Annotated in this window: 14 protein-coding genes; 7 read left to right on the plus strand and 7 right to left on the minus strand. The window is 64.9% G+C overall.

The window, feature by feature from the left end:
• Positions 1-276 precede the first annotated feature (276 nt).
• Positions 277-933, minus strand: a complete 657-nt coding sequence (locus tag BM436_RS09845; RefSeq protein ID WP_229489823.1) for a GNAT family N-acetyltransferase — start codon at positions 931-933, stop codon at positions 277-279.
• Between the two features lie 92 nt (positions 934-1,025).
• On the opposite strand from BM436_RS09845, the gene BM436_RS09850 reads away from it, so the two are divergent.
• Entirely contained in the window at positions 1,026-1,985 is a 960-nt protein-coding gene (locus tag BM436_RS09850) for a CE1 family esterase (RefSeq protein ID WP_218164834.1), read from the plus strand.
• Positions 1,986-2,015: 30 nt separating this feature from the next.
• Here the strand turns inward: BM436_RS09850 and BM436_RS09855 are convergent, their stop codons facing one another.
• Positions 2,016-2,990 (minus strand): AraC family transcriptional regulator, encoded by a 975-nt coding sequence (locus BM436_RS09855; protein WP_093555336.1) that lies wholly within the window; start codon positions 2,988-2,990, stop codon positions 2,016-2,018.
• A gap of 185 nt (positions 2,991-3,175) precedes the next feature.
• Between BM436_RS09855 and BM436_RS36110 the strand changes: the two genes are divergently transcribed.
• The 4 genes from BM436_RS36110 (at position 3,176) to BM436_RS09870 (ending at position 6,707) form a co-directional block, all read left to right on the plus strand.
• Positions 3,176-3,442, plus strand: coding sequence for a hypothetical protein (locus BM436_RS36110; RefSeq protein ID WP_143133052.1), 267 nt, complete (start codon positions 3,176-3,178; stop codon positions 3,440-3,442).
• A 477-nt stretch (positions 3,443-3,919) separates the two neighbouring features.
• Positions 3,920-5,839 carry a M64 family metallopeptidase gene (locus BM436_RS09860; protein ID WP_093555337.1) on the plus strand — a complete coding sequence of 640 codons (1,920 nt, stop codon included), beginning with the start codon at positions 3,920-3,922 and terminating at the stop codon, positions 5,837-5,839.
• 190 nt (positions 5,840-6,029) lie between these two features.
• Positions 6,030-6,329, plus strand: coding sequence for an antibiotic biosynthesis monooxygenase family protein (locus BM436_RS09865; protein ID WP_093555338.1), 300 nt, complete (start codon positions 6,030-6,032; stop codon positions 6,327-6,329).
• Positions 6,330-6,404: 75 nt separating this feature from the next.
• Complete coding sequence (locus BM436_RS09870; RefSeq protein WP_093555339.1) at positions 6,405-6,707, plus strand: hypothetical protein; 303 nt, start codon at positions 6,405-6,407, stop codon at positions 6,705-6,707.
• A 21-nt stretch (positions 6,708-6,728) separates the two neighbouring features.
• Here BM436_RS09870 and pncB read toward each other — a convergent pair whose 3' ends face one another.
• From pncB to BM436_RS09885, 3 genes are all read right to left on the minus strand, one after another.
• A complete protein-coding gene (gene pncB, locus BM436_RS09875) occupies positions 6,729-7,919 on the minus strand; it encodes a nicotinate phosphoribosyltransferase (protein ID WP_093555340.1) in 1,191 nt (396 codons plus the stop codon).
• A gap of 2 nt (positions 7,920-7,921) precedes the next feature.
• The gene (locus BM436_RS09880; RefSeq protein WP_093555341.1) at positions 7,922-8,812 is read right to left on the minus strand and encodes a cysteine hydrolase family protein; all 891 of its coding nucleotides are present in this window, start codon (positions 8,810-8,812) and stop codon (positions 7,922-7,924) included.
• A gap of 219 nt (positions 8,813-9,031) precedes the next feature.
• Entirely contained in the window at positions 9,032-9,646 is a 615-nt protein-coding gene (locus tag BM436_RS09885) for an FMN-dependent NADH-azoreductase (protein WP_093555342.1), read from the minus strand.
• A 112-nt stretch (positions 9,647-9,758) separates the two neighbouring features.
• Between BM436_RS09885 and BM436_RS09890 the strand changes: the two genes are divergently transcribed.
• Both BM436_RS09890 and BM436_RS09895 read left to right on the plus strand, forming a co-directional pair.
• On the plus strand, positions 9,759-10,676 hold the full coding sequence (locus BM436_RS09890; protein ID WP_093555472.1) for a LysR family transcriptional regulator: 918 nt from the start codon (positions 9,759-9,761) through the stop codon (positions 10,674-10,676).
• A 102-nt stretch (positions 10,677-10,778) separates the two neighbouring features.
• Entirely contained in the window at positions 10,779-11,060 is a 282-nt protein-coding gene (locus tag BM436_RS09895) for a hypothetical protein (RefSeq protein ID WP_143133053.1), read from the plus strand.
• Positions 11,061-11,082: 22 nt separating this feature from the next.
• Here the strand turns inward: BM436_RS09895 and BM436_RS09900 are convergent, their stop codons facing one another.
• Positions 11,083-12,183 carry a protein-glutamate methylesterase/protein-glutamine glutaminase gene (locus BM436_RS09900; protein ID WP_093555344.1) on the minus strand — a complete coding sequence of 367 codons (1,101 nt, stop codon included), beginning with the start codon at positions 12,181-12,183 and terminating at the stop codon, positions 11,083-11,085.
• Positions 12,184-12,244: 61 nt separating this feature from the next.
• Complete coding sequence (locus tag BM436_RS09905) at positions 12,245-13,933, minus strand: methyl-accepting chemotaxis protein (protein WP_229489825.1); 1,689 nt, start codon at positions 13,931-13,933, stop codon at positions 12,245-12,247.
• Positions 13,934-13,959: the final 26 nt, after the last annotated feature.

A 13,959-nucleotide genomic window follows, 5' to 3' on the forward strand; every position in this document is an offset into this window, starting at 1 on the left:
GTTCGACAGTGCCGACTGCGTGAATCGATTCCGCGGACGGAACGGACGCGGGGCTTTTGCGGGAATTCGGCGAGCACTGCTCGCCGCCGCAAAAGCGGGATGCGCTTGCAAGCGCAACCCTCTCCGATTCGTCCATATTGAAAATCGCCCTTGGCGATTTTCCGCGTGCGTCATCTATAAAAGCCATCCTCAGCCGCCCAACCTTCGTACCGGCCTGGCGGTAGCTGTTGAAAGTTTCCTGTTGATTGAATCTCCCCGCTGGCGATTTCCGCGTGCCTAATGCGCAAGCAGCACCGCCGTGGACCACGGTGCCAGCACGTGCCAGCCCAGTCGTTCATATAGTGTGCGCCCGGCTTCCGTGGCAACCAAGAGCCGCTCCGTGACGCCGGCTCTACTAGCCACAGCGTCCAGGGTCAGCATCGCCACAGTTCCCAGACCGAGACGGCGATGCCCCTCCTCCGTCACGATCTGGTCGAACACGGCACAGCCGGCATGCATCGAGACCCGCCCGGCCGCCGCCAACTCGCCGCTGGCATGCAAGACGCGCACGACCTGTCCGCCATGCTCGGCTTCCAGAGTGATGCGATACCCGGACGGCAATTCCGCGTTGCCAACCATAGCCGCCGGGCAGTACATCAGATAGCCGGGATCGTCGATTTCCCAGTGCGGCGGCAACGCATCACGCATAACCCCAGGCTCGACTGCCGCCTTCACGAAGATACGCGGTGCGTTGATCCGCGCGGCGCAGACTTGCAGCGCCGTTCCCGCGTCGAGGAATACGTGGCGCCGCAACTCCACGGGACTTCCCACCTCGACGCGCAAGCCGCCGCCGTCATGGACGGGTAGTGGCAGGCCTCGCGCAAGGCTCCGACCGGTGAGCCACCGTTCGATAAGGGCGAAATCTAGATTCATAAGGGTGGAGTTGATGACCAAGAATGGGACCTTGTGTAGCGTCCCGACGAAGTGGCTAATTAATTATGGCAATATAGCAACCTTTCATTCACTTTGCTTGCGACATGAGATTTTTGCAAATCCTACGAACCTTCTTTTGTGGGATCGACCGCAAGGACACGCCAACAGCGCCGATTGTGAAGGTCGACATGCCTAGTCCTGACGGTCCTCGCCATTATCTGAAAGCTGTGCCAACGCAGTCGGTCGTCGGCAAGCGACCATTGATCATCGTCCTGCATGGCAGCGGGGCTTCGGCAGCGCAGGTGTTGGGAATGGCATTTCCCCCCTCCCCGCTGTCGGTATGGCTGGAAATCGCGGAACGCGAGCAACTGGTCGTAGTGGCGCCGGACGGCACCAAGCGGCGCGGCCAACGGGCGTGGAACGACGGCTTCGCGGCCATCGCCAGCAATCCGAAGGTCGACGATGTCGGCTTCATCAACGCCATCATCGACCGTGCCATTGCAGAAGACGACGTCGATCCGGAACGTGTTTATGTGATCGGTGTCTCCAAGGGCGGCATGATGGCCTACCGCCTCGCCGCCGAACTGGCGCCACGCTTGGCCGCGTTTTCCGCTGTGCTGGCGGGCATGCCGGTGGAAGCGGCCTATCCACCTCCAGCCATTCCGCTGTCCGCCCTGATCGTCGCCAGCACGGCCGATCCTTTCATCCCCTACTCTGGCGGCAAATCCCCGTACACGCTTTGGTTTCTGGCACCCATGCTGGGGATCGAAACCACCGCCGCTATCTGGCGGGAACTTGCCGGCTTGACGAAAATGGCGGACATTTCCCCCGTGGCCACTCCCCAAAGCCATCCGACTACCCGCGCAATACGCTACACCTGGCGTGCCAACTCAAGCACGCGGCAAGTCAGGCTTGTGAAAATTGAAGGTGGCGGCCATGCCGAACCTAGCGGTAAAAAACGCTACCCCTGCATATTCAACCGCTTCCCAGGCAGGCAAAATGCCGACCTGGAAATAGCGGAAGAGGCTTGGTCTTTTTTCAAAGAGAAACGACTTAGCGCTGGCCCCGCATAAACTTGCCATCGAAATCGCCCTTCTAAAAAACTATAAGGCCCTCACCGGAATACAAATATCACAGCTAAACTCCCCCGTCACTGGATCCATGCCAGTGGCCGCCGAAAACATTTCAAAGCACGGCCTATCATCGCATTGCAGTCCACTAGAAGGCAGCCACTCCCGGGTAACCCAAGTCCAAGCGTTCGCGATCTCCGCCGGCCGCCCTTTAAACCGCGCCGCGGCATATCGCCCACCCGGCAAAGTCTGAATATCCGCTCTGCCGCTTGCTTGAAAACCCTCCGGCACTTCGACACAAGCGTCATACCTGCATTTATCCGGTGGTGTAACGGAAGGATCGTCATACCCGATCCCATAGCAAGTGGCGCCGCTCAGCCCATGCGATTCCATCCACGGGGCCATGGTGCTCCGCCAAAACTCCCCGATCGCCGGACCATAAGGGCCGATAAAGCGCTGATAAGCAACGCGAACCGCCGGCAAGTCAATAACACGCACGTCCATAGTAAGCTCTCCAAAAGATAGACAAGAGACGCCATACTCCTCCAATCCCCCGTTGTCCGCCTGATCGCCGTTGCGAAAGACCTGATCAGGATTGCTCTCCCCTGGTCTCCGCTTAATGCCCGCCGCCTGTTCCGCAATCCTCTGCGGCGTATTCGCGCGCCACTCCGACGGCGTGCAGCCAAACCGAAGCTTAAATGCGCGCGCGAACGCCTCGCCTGAATTAAAGCCCGTAGCCAGCGCGGTTTCAAGAACGGTCTCATTGCTTCCGCAAGAAAGCCTGAAAGCCGCCTTCTCAAGCCGTCTCCGGCGCAAGTAGCTGCCGAGGGTTTCCCCCATCCAAGCGGAAAATATCCGATGGAAATGAAAACGCGAAAAGTTCGCTATATCGGCGAGTAAAGCGCCATCCAGCGGCTGATCGAGATGCGCTTCGATATGGTTGAGTACACGGTTCATGCGCCGGGCATACTCGGCGCGGGATGCATGGGCGGAATTCTCGGTTGTCATGGCGCTCATTATAGCCAGACACCGAGCAGCGCATGGGCAAACAGTCCCGCTCATGCCAGTTTCTAGCTTGATCGAACCAAAACGGGGCATGACTCGCCCGCCCTACGCCCCTGCCCGTAAGCGCGCGCCCGGAGCGGGCGGAAAGGTATAAGGTATTCGCTTGGCTAACCAATCAGGAGACGATCATGGCCAATCAACCAAAAGGCCGGAATTTCGACGAGAAAACCCATTCGGCGACGGGAAGCAGTTCCGGCATGGGCGCCGGCAGCACAGGCAGTAAGTCCCAGAGTGGACAAGTCAATTCGCAATCGGAAACGCGCACCGACGACCTATTATCCGGCGGTGTAGACGAAAACGACCGTACCCATGGATTTCAAAAAGGAAAGAATCCAGAAGATCTGCAGAAGGGAATGAAAAGCACCGGCACCACACGCACCGACAACAAACAATAGCGCCACGAGGCCGAACCAAAATGAATAATCCGCCATGCCAGCGACCAGCTGGCATGGGGAATTCGAACTAGGACAAGTAGATAGCCAACAGCATGACCAAAAGACCCACGAGGTTGCAAACTGAAATTCCAATCAACCATGAGATTGGCGGGAGACTGGAAACAAAACTCCCAACGTCGCCAAAAATCCAGAAGAAGTGACGGCAATAATAGACACAACCAACGCGACCGAAACGAAGGCTGGAACCACTATATCGCTTCGACTCAGATAGATGAATGCGTCATAAGCGCAGGAAGCGGAAAACCCCAAAGCCACCCATCCCATCGCCTATTTCGGCCGGCCAAAACCCCACCTTGCCCCATCCCCACAGCCCCAGCCTTGCGACACCACAAAAGCGGTTTCTCGCATTGTCCGCCCCCGCCGTGCCTGCTAAACTTTCTCCCACGACAGCAAAAATAAACCCCTGAGGAGATCCGCTTGGCCGACGTTACTTCCATTATCAGCACCGGTGCCTCCTCCGCCCGCGTAGACATCACCTTCGTTGCGGAGGGCTATCTGGCTTCCGAGCGCGACAAATTCCTCGCCGACGCCGCCAAATTCGCCGAGTACATATTCGACACCGGCAACGCCGCCCTGAACTCGCCTTTCTCCAATTACAAGAACTACTTCAACACCAACGCCCTGTTCGTCGCCTCCAACCAGTCCCGCTGGGACGTGACCTCGGGCGTGGCCGACACCTACTTCAAGGCCAATAGCTACCTGGACGACGGCCGCCTGGTCTATGGCGACACCACCAAGGTGTACGAGACGGTGGGCGCCGCTCTGCCCGGCGACGCCCAGGACATCACCATCGTGCTGATCAACTCCAAGGCCTACGGCGGCGCCGGGGGCCCCGTGTCGTGGGCGACCACCGGCAACCTGAGCTCGGCCGAAGTCCTGCTGCATGAACTGGGCCACAGCGTGGCCGACCTGGGCGACGAATACCTGGATTCGGCCCTGGGCGCCACGCCCCTGACCGAGCCGCTGAACCTCGCCAACGTCACCACCGCCAAGGCGGCCCCGCCCTGGCAAGCCTGGCTGGGCTATGAGGACGAACTGGGCAAGGTCGGCCTCTACGAGGGCGGCTACTACCGCGCCACCGGCGTCTGGCGCGCCACGCAGGATTCCAAGATGCTCAGCCTGGGAAAGGCCTTCAACGCGCCGGCGAAGGAAGCCTTCGCGCTGGCGTTCTACGGCAAGATCGCCGACTACCTGGCGCTGAACACCGCCATCCCCGGCCTGTGCTTCGCCGACGTCCCGGACCGGGCCAGCCTCAGCTACACCTGGAGCCAGAATGGCGCCGCCCTGGCGAACGGCGGCACCTATTGCCTGGACATATACGGCGGCGGCAAGTACAGCGCGGGCGCCACCGTCACCCTGACCACCGTGGACGCGACCGGGCTGATACGCACGGGGTTGTCGCAAACCCAGGAAACCGAGACCCTGGCAATCCAGGCCGGCGCCGTGGACATGGCCGGCGCCGCGCTCGACATCACCCAGGGCGGCGGCGTGTTCCGCTTCGACGGCGCGGACAACACGATCACCGTCCGCGACGGCGTCACCGCCGCCTATTTCGACGGCGGCAACGGCGCCGACACGGTGATCCTCAATCTCGCCCTGGCCAGCGTCGGCCTGGAAAAGCTGGCCTCGGGCACTTGGCTGCTGAGCCGCGCGGACACGCCCGTCATGGCGCTCAGGAACGTGGAATTCATCCAGTTCAGCGACAAGACGCAGAGCCTGGTCGAGACGCTGACCGCCACCGGCGGCAACGACAAGCTGCAAAACCATGCCGCCAGCGAGCTCATCGACGGCGGCGCCGGCACCGACTCGCTGGCCTACGCGGGGGCGCGCGCCGGCTTTTCCATCGAAAAGAGCGGCGCCGGCTACACGATCACGGACCTGGCCAGCGGCAGCGCGGACATCGTCAGCAACGTCGAGCGCCTCGGCTTCAGCGACGCCGCCATCGCGCTCGACATCGCCGGCGTGGGTGGACAGGCCTACCGCCTGTACCAGGCGGCCTTCAACCGCGCCCCCGACAGCGCCGGCCTGGGCTACTGGATCAGCGTGATGGACCAGGGCGCCAGCCTGCGGGAGGTCTCGGCCGGCTTCACCGCGTCGGCGGAATTCAAGACCGTCTACGGCGTCAGCCCCAGCAACGCCCAGATCATCGACAAGCTATACCAGAACATCCTGCATCGTGCCGGCGAGGCGGCGGGAGTGGCATACTGGCTGGAGGTGCTAGACAAAAAACAGGACACCCTGGCGGGCGTGCTGGCCAACTTCAGCGAAGGGGCCGAAAACCAGGGCGCGCTGGCCGGCCTGATCGGCAACGGCTTCGCCTACACGCCATACGGTTGAGAGAACAGAGCTATGTATGAGACCTGGCCCAGCCGCTGCGCGACCTGGCCCGCAGCGAGGACTTCAAAGTCCTCCCCGGCAGCAGCCGCTGAGACATACCCGCGCCGGCATCAAGGCCATACCGGCGCCCGCCTGCGCAAATGTGTGCTTTCAGGCAAAATGGCTGGATTCCCTACACAAGGACTCCACCATGATTTACGAAATCGCAGAAATCCAGATCAAACCGGACGCCAACGCAGCCTTCGAGGCGGCCGTCAAAGAGGCCGTGCCGCTGTTCCAGCGCGCCAAGGGCTGCCAGGCCATGCGCCTGGAGCGCATCATCGAGCGTCCGGACACCTACCACCTGGTGATCGAATGGGCCACGCTGGAAAACCACACCGTGGACTTCCGCGGCAGCGAGGACTTCCAGGCCTGGCGCGGCCTGGTGGGCGGCTTCTTCGCCCAGCCGCCAAAAGTGGAACACACCGAAACGGTCCTGACCGGCTTCTAAGCCGTCCCTCCGTTGCGACACGCTGCGCCCTTCGGGCGCAGAATATGGTCAACCATGCAAGGGAGACCAGACACCATGACCGACACCATCTACCGCAACTTCATGCAGGTGAGCGACGCCGAACAGGCCCGCAACGCCCTGCTGGCGGACGGCTTCCCCTACAGCTCGGTCAAGCTGACCCCGCACAAGGCGCTGGAGCCGAACACCACCGTGAGCACCGTGCAGAACATCATGGATTCCCTGACGCCGGACAGCGTCGACGGCACGGACGACCCGCGTCCGCGCCCGGTCGCGCTGGTGGCGGTCGACGTGCTGGACAACGACCAGCGCCGCCAGGCCGACGCCATCATGCGGCGCTTCAACGCGATCGAGGCCTGAGCGGCGCGGCCCGCCCGCCGCTCACGCGGCCGGATGCTGGAACACCTGGCGCAGGTAGGCCAGGAAGGTTTCGTCCTTGCACATGGTCTTGCCCGGCGAATCGGACAGCTTGGCCACCGACTGGCCATTGCAGCGCACCAGCTTCATGACGATGTTCAACGGCGTCAGGCCGACGTCGTTGGTCAGATTGGTGCCGATGCCGAAACCGGTCATGATGCGGTCCGCGAAATGGCGGTACAGCCCGAACGCGGTTTCCAGGTCCAGCCCGTCCGAAAACACCAGGCGCTTGGTGTTGGCGTCCACCCGCAGCGCCGCGTAGTGCGCCAGCGCCTTCTCGCCCCACGCCTTGGGGTCGCCTGAATCGTGGCGCAGGCCGTCGAACAGCTTGGCGAAATACAGGTCGAAATCGGCCAGGAAGGCGTCCATGCCGACCACGTCCGTCAGCGCGATGCCCAGGTCGCCCCGGTATTCCTGCACCCAGTCCTCCAGCGCCGCCTTCTGGAAGTCGCGCAGGCGCACGCCGAAGGCCTGGAAGGATTGCATGTACTCGTGCGCCATGGTGCCGATCGGCACGTTGCCCAGCCGCTTGGCCAGGTAGACGTTGGAGGTGCCCTTGAAGTATTGCGGCACCTCGGCGGTCAGGCGCAGCACCACCTCGTCGTGCCATGCCGACGAGAAGCGGCGGCGCAGGCCGAAGTCCGAGAATTCGAAGGGATGGCGCGGCGCCGGCCGCATGCCGAAGGCCTTCAGCGCGGCGACCTTGTCCAGCAGCCGCTCGCGGCCTTCGGCCAACGCGGCGGCCTGGTCGAAACGGCGGAAATACAGCTCGTTGACGATGTACAGCACGAAGATCTCGAAGCCCATCACGTGCACCTGCGGCCCGGCGGCCGTGATGGCCAGCGTGCCGCCCTCCGCGCGCGCGTGGATGAACTTGCGCTGGAAGCGGAACACGGCGAGGAAATCGACGAAGTCGCTCTTCATGAAGCGCAGCGAGCGCAGGTAGGCCAGCTCGTCGTCGTTGAAGGACAGCAGGCACAGGTGGTCGAGCTGGGCGTTCACCTCGTCCACCAGTTCGGCCAGCGGGAAGCTCGGCGCGTTGCGGCAGACGAATTCGTATTCGCTGTGGGAGTTCGGATGGCCATGCAGCAGCGCCTGCCACATGGTGAATTTATACAGGTCGGTCTCGAGCAGGCTGCGGACGACGGGAACCATGCTCAATCCTCCCGGTGGTCGGCGTTGTCCAGCAGGTCCCGCAGCACGTCGCCGGACTGCGCCAGCCGCACGCCGCGCTCCTCCATTTCCTCCAGGAAGTCCTGGTACTGGTCGCAAAAGCCGGCCACCGGGCTCATGCAATCGGTCACCAGCGCCAGCCGGCGCAGCGACGCCTCGCCGAACCGTGCGGCGAACTGGGCCGCGATGTGCTCGGTGGTGGCTTTCACGCAATGGCTGCCGGCCTCGCCTGCGATGTAGACCACGTCCGCCTCGGCCAGGCGCGCGATCAGCGTGCGGTTCAGCTGGGTGTCCGGGTCGGCGTCGTCCGGCACCTCGGCCATGACGGCGGAGTAGTGCTCGGTCCAGGGGTTGGAGCCCTTGGCGATCTTCGCCACCGTGCCTTGCGACACGTCCTCCCAGCGGTTGTAGGCCGAGCGCACGTCCTCGTGCACATTGTGGCCCCAGGAACCGATTTCGCAGTGCACGGGCCAGATCATCAGCCGGTAGCGGCCGCTGCGTTCGAGCGCGTGCAGGTAGGCCAGCACGCGCGGCGTGGCGGACGCGTCGCGCGGATGGTATTTGCCTGCGCGCACGTCATCGCCGGTGATCTGGGTGAACGGCACGGGGGCGGCGCCGTCAGCGTCCTGCCAGAAGGTCGGATGAGCGATGTCGTAGCGGTGGTGGGAGTCCAGCGTGACGCTGACGCCGGTGATGCCGCGGCGGCCGCGGTTGATCAGGCCGGCCAGGCGCAGCATGTCTTGGTGCGCGCCGGGCACGGGCAGCGCCGGCGCGTGGCGGCCCTTGGTGGCCGGATTCTCCGGCAGATAGTCCGCAGGCAGATCGCAAAAGTCATTCTGCGGGTCGATGATCAGCAGATGCAGGTGGCGTGTCATGGTTCGGCTCCGTGGCGCGGGAAGTATTGATCATACCCGCTGCGCCGCAAAGCCTCCAGACGCTCGCACCGCTGACGCCGCTTGTGAGGGGGATGTAGCCCCAGCGGGGCTACATCCGATCCCGCAGGGACTGCGCCCGAAGTCCTGTCGACGCCGCTTGGGGTCTGACCCCAAAGGCCTGTCGGCGCCGCTTCCGGGGGGAAACACCGGTGCGGAGGGTCAGGCGGCGACCAGCTCGGCGATCGATTGGCGGCTCTTGGCCAGCGTGTCGGCCAAGGCTTGCTCGCCCATCGCCACGCCCTCGGCGCGGATGAAGCTGATGTCGGTGATGCCCAGGAAGCCGAGCACCGCGCGCAAATAGGTCGCCAGGTGGTCGTAGGCCGCGCCGGGGCCTTCGCTGTAGACGCCGCCGCTGGCGGTGAAGACGTAGACTTTCTTGCCGGTCAGCAGGCCGACGGGGCCGGTTTCCGTGTATTTGAAGGTCACGCCGGCGCGGGCGATGTGGTCGATCCAGGCTTTCAGCGTGGAGCTGACCGAGAAGTTGTACATCGGCGCGCCGATCACGATCACGTCCGCCGCCTGCACTTCTGCCACCAGCGTGTCCGACGTTTTCACGGTGTGCGCCTGCTCGGCGTTGCGGGCCTCGGCCGGGGTGAAGAAGGCGCCCATCATCTGTTCGGTCAGGTGCGGCACGGGATTGGCGGCCAGGTCGCGCTCGACGATGGTGTCGGCCGGATTGGCGGCCTTCCACTTGGCGACGAATTCCGCCGACAGTTGCCGCGACAGGGAACCGGTGTTGCGCACGCTGCTGTTGATGTAAAGGACGTTTGCCATGATGCTGCTCCTGATTGATTGGTAGCCCGTGAGGGATTGCCTGCATCATAGATCGGGATTACTATCGAGGAAATACCGTTTATATCTATCGTTACTATCGATTTTTTGGATGATGAGAGACCCCGGCCTTCCCTCCCTCGACCAGTTGCGCGTGTTCATCGCCGTCATCGACCATGGCGGCTTCGCGCACGCGGCGCGCGCGCTGCACCGCACCCAGTCCGTCATCAGCTACACCATCGCCAACCTGGAGGAGCAGCTCAACATCGCCCTGCTGGACCGCTCCCGGCGCAAGCCCACCCTGACGGAGGCGGGCAAGGCGCTGCTGGCCGACGCCCGCGCGGTGTCGATGAAGGTGGACAGCATGCGCTCGCGCGCCAAGGCGCTGTCGGCCGGGCTGGAGGCGGAGGTGTCGCTGGTGGTGGACGTGATGTTTCCCACCTGTCTGCTGGTGGGCATCCTGAACGAGTTCCAGCAGGTCTATCCGACCGTGTCCTTGCGCCTGCAAACCGAGGCGCTGGGCGCGGTGACGCAGCTGGTGCTGGACCGCGTGTGCCACATCGGCATCTGCGGCGGCGTGATCGCGCCGCCGGACGCCATCGAGCGCCACGCGGCCGGCGCGGTGACGATGATGCCGGTGTGCGCGCCCAGCCATCCGCTGGCCAAAATGGAGGGCAAGATTCCCGTGTCGGCGCTGCGCGAACACTTGCAGCTGGTGCTGACCGACCGCAGCAAGCTGACGGCCGGCAAGGATTTCGGCGTGCTGGGCCTGCGCAACTGGCGCCTGGGCGACCTGGGGTCCAAGTACGCGCTGCTGCGCGGCGGCCTGGGCTGGGGCAGCATGCCGCAGGCCATGATCAGCGACGACCTCGCCAACGGCCGCCTGGTGCAGCTGAACATCGCGGACGGCAATACCTTGCAGTATCCGCTGTTCATCATCCACCGCGGCGACGAGGAGCCGGGCCCGGCCGGACGCTGGCTGATGCGGCAATTCCTGGAGCTGGATCACAGCCTGCCGCACGAGCCGTATTGACCGGCTGCCGCGCCTGTTCCTACGCGCCACTGGCGCGTAGTCCTATAGTCCCTTGGCGGGCGCGGGCCTACGATGAAGGTGCCTTACAACAAGGAGACCATCATGAAACTGAAGCAAAAGCGCAAGCAACGCCAGGACCAGCAAGGCATGCGGATGCAGGAATTGCAGCAGCAAGGTTATGTGCAGCAAGGTGGCGGCATGCAGCAGGGCTCGGCCATCAACCAGCAAAGCGCGTCGGACGTCTCGGCCGAGGCCACGCGCCGCAACCGCTCCACCGGGGCCCGCGGCGACAGCACCCACCAGCGCTACAACTCGGGGGTGATGAAGGACGACATCAAGCGCGCCGAGGGCGACCGCACCCGCAGCGACAAACAGATCCGCTAGCGAATTCGCTAGCCGAATCCGGCTAGCGTCCCGGCTGCTGCAGGATTTCGCGGTCCAGGGCCTGCAGCGGCACGCTTTTCTCCACGGCGCCCAGCTTGACCGCCTCCATGGGCATGCCGTACACCACGCAGCTTTTCTCGTCCTGCGCCACGGTGCGCGCGCCGGCCTTGCGCATTTCCAGCAGGCCGGCCGCGCCGTCGTCGCCCATGCCGGTCATGATGATGCCCAGCGCGTTGGCGCCGGCGCACTTGGCCACCGAGCGGAACAGCACATCGACCGACGGCCGGTGCCGGTTCACCAGCGGGCCGTCGATCACGTCCACGTAGTACTGGTTGCCGATGCGGCGCACCAGCAGGTGCTTGCCGCCGGGCGCGATCAGCGCCAGGCCGGGCCGCACCTTGTCGTTGGTTTCCGCTTCCTTGACGGTGATTGCGCAGATCGCGTCCAGCCGCGCCGCGAACGCGGCCGTGAATTTTTCCGGCATGTGCTGCACCACCACGATGCCGGGCGCGTCGGCCGGCAGCGCGGACAGCACCTCCTCCAGCGCCTGCGTGCCGCCGGTGGAGGTGCCGATCGCCACCAGCAGCCCGGTGCGCACATTGACGGCGGCGAGGCCCGGCGGCAGGATCACGTCCGCCGTCAGCTTGGCCGGCGCCACCGGCAGGGGCGGCATGGGCGACGGCGTCGCCACGCCGCGCCGGCCGGGCGCCGCCGGCAACACGTTGGCCCCGGCCGCCAGCCGTACCGCTGCGATCAATTCATCCGCGTGGCCCTGCATGTATTGCCGCACATTCACGCGCGGCCGGTTCACCACGGCCACCGCGCCGGCCGACAGGGCCTCCACCGATAGTTGCGTGCTGCCGGCCGTCATCGAGGAGCAGATCACCACCGGCAGCGGCCGCTCCTGCATGATCTTGCGCAGGAAGGTGATGCCGTCCATGCGCGGCATTTCGATGTCCAGCAGCAGCACGTCCGGCCAATGCAGGCGCATCCGCTCCATGGCCAGCAGGGGATCGGCCACCGCGTGGGCGACCGTGATGCCGGGCACCGCGTTGAGCAGGCCGCTGAGTACCTGCCGCACCACGGCGGAGTCGTCCACCACCAGCACCTCGATGTTTTTCATCGTGGGCGCCCTCCCGGGGCGGGCATTGGGGCGCTCATGCGCATGGTGTCACGCCCGCCGCTCAGAACCTGGTGAAGTGGGCCTCGTCCGGCTCGCCGTCCTGGAAGGGCGCGCCGCCGCGGTGGCCGCCGGTGGACGCGGCGGGCTTGCGTTCCGCCAGGTGGATGGACGGCTTGCGCGGGACCGCCTTGGCCGCGCCGCCGCGCCGGCCGCCCGGCGCCGCCGGGGCCTGCGTCGCCGCCCTGCCCGCCACGCGGAAGAAGGCGATGGCGGCCTGCAATTCCTCGGCCTGGCTGCTCATTTCCTCGGCGGTGGAGGCCAGTTCCTCGGAACCGGCGGCGTTCTGCTGGGTGGTGCCGCTGAGCTGGCCCACGGCGGCGTTGATCTGCCCCAGGCCGGTCGATTGCTCCTCCGACGCGGCCGTGATCTCCTGCACCAGGTCCGAGGTCTTCTTGATGTTCGGCACCATGGAATCGAGCAGCTCGCCGGCGCGCTCGGCCAGGCCGACGCTGCTGGCCGCGACCTCGCCGATCTCCTGCGCCGCCACCTGGCTGCGCTCGGCCAGCTTGCGCACCTCGGCCGCCACCACGGCGAAGCCCTTGCCGTGCTCGCCCGCCCTGGCCGCCTCGATGGCCGCGTTCAGCGCCAGCAGGTTGGTCTGGTAGGCGATGTCGTCGATGATGACGATCTTGGCCGCGATCTTCTTCATGGCCGCCACGGTTTCCCGCACGGCCGCGCCGCCCTCGGTGGCCTCGGCCGCCGCCTTGCTGGCCATGGCGTCGGTCACCTTCGCGTTCTCGGTGTTTTGCGCGATGGACGCGGTCATCTCCTCCACCGAGGCGCTGGTCTGCTCGACGCCGGCGGCCTGCTCGCTGGCGGCCTGCGACAGCGACTGCGCGGTGGCGCTCACCTCTTCCGACGCGCCGGCCAGCACCTGGGCGCCGCCGGTCACCTCGGCCACCACCTGCGACAGCTTGTCCACCATCTGCTTCATCGAATACAGCAGGCTGTCCTGGTCGCCGTCGCGGACGCGGATCTCCAACGCCAGGTTGCCGTTCGCGACCTGGCCGACGATCTGCGCCGCGTAGTCCGGCTCGCCGCCCAGCTGGCGCATCAGGCTGCGGATCAGCAGCCACGCCAGGATCGCGCCGAACAGCACGCCGCCGGCGATCAGGCCGATATTCAGGTTCAGCGACTTGTCATACTGGGCTTCCGCGTCCGCGTATTCCAGCTTGGCCACGCTTTCCTGCAGGTCGCGCAGCCGGGACAGCGTTTCGAAGGCCGTGTTGAACGCCGGCTCGGCCGCGCGGTAGGCCTCCTGCGCGCCCTTGGCGTTGCCGGCCTTCAGTTGCGCCAGCACCTGCTGGCGACGCTCCATATAGGCCGCCCATTGCGGCTGGAACTCGTTCACCATGCGCTTCTCGTCGGGCGTCAGGTAGGTGGCGGCGTAATCGGCCCACTGCTTGGCGACGACGGCGTCGAACTGGTCGATGCGCCGCAGCGCGTCGTCCAGCTCCGCGCCCGGGGCCGTTTGCAGCGCGCCCTGCAGGCGATAGCGGGCGCCCATGCCTGCCTCGGTCACCTTGCCCAACTGCACCAGGGTCACGGTGCGGTCCTCGTACACCGTCTTCAGCTTGGCGTTGCTGAACGACATGCCGCTGACGCCCTCGTAGCCTATTCCCAGCATGATGGCGCACAGCACCGCCACCAGCAGACCCAGCCTTGCAGCCACCGTCATTTTGTTGAACACCGTGGATCTCCTCGAAATTGTGGGTA

It is taken from the genome of Pseudoduganella namucuonensis (assembly GCF_900116645.1).
Lineage (GTDB): Bacteria > Pseudomonadota > Gammaproteobacteria > Burkholderiales > Burkholderiaceae_D > Rugamonas > Rugamonas namucuonensis.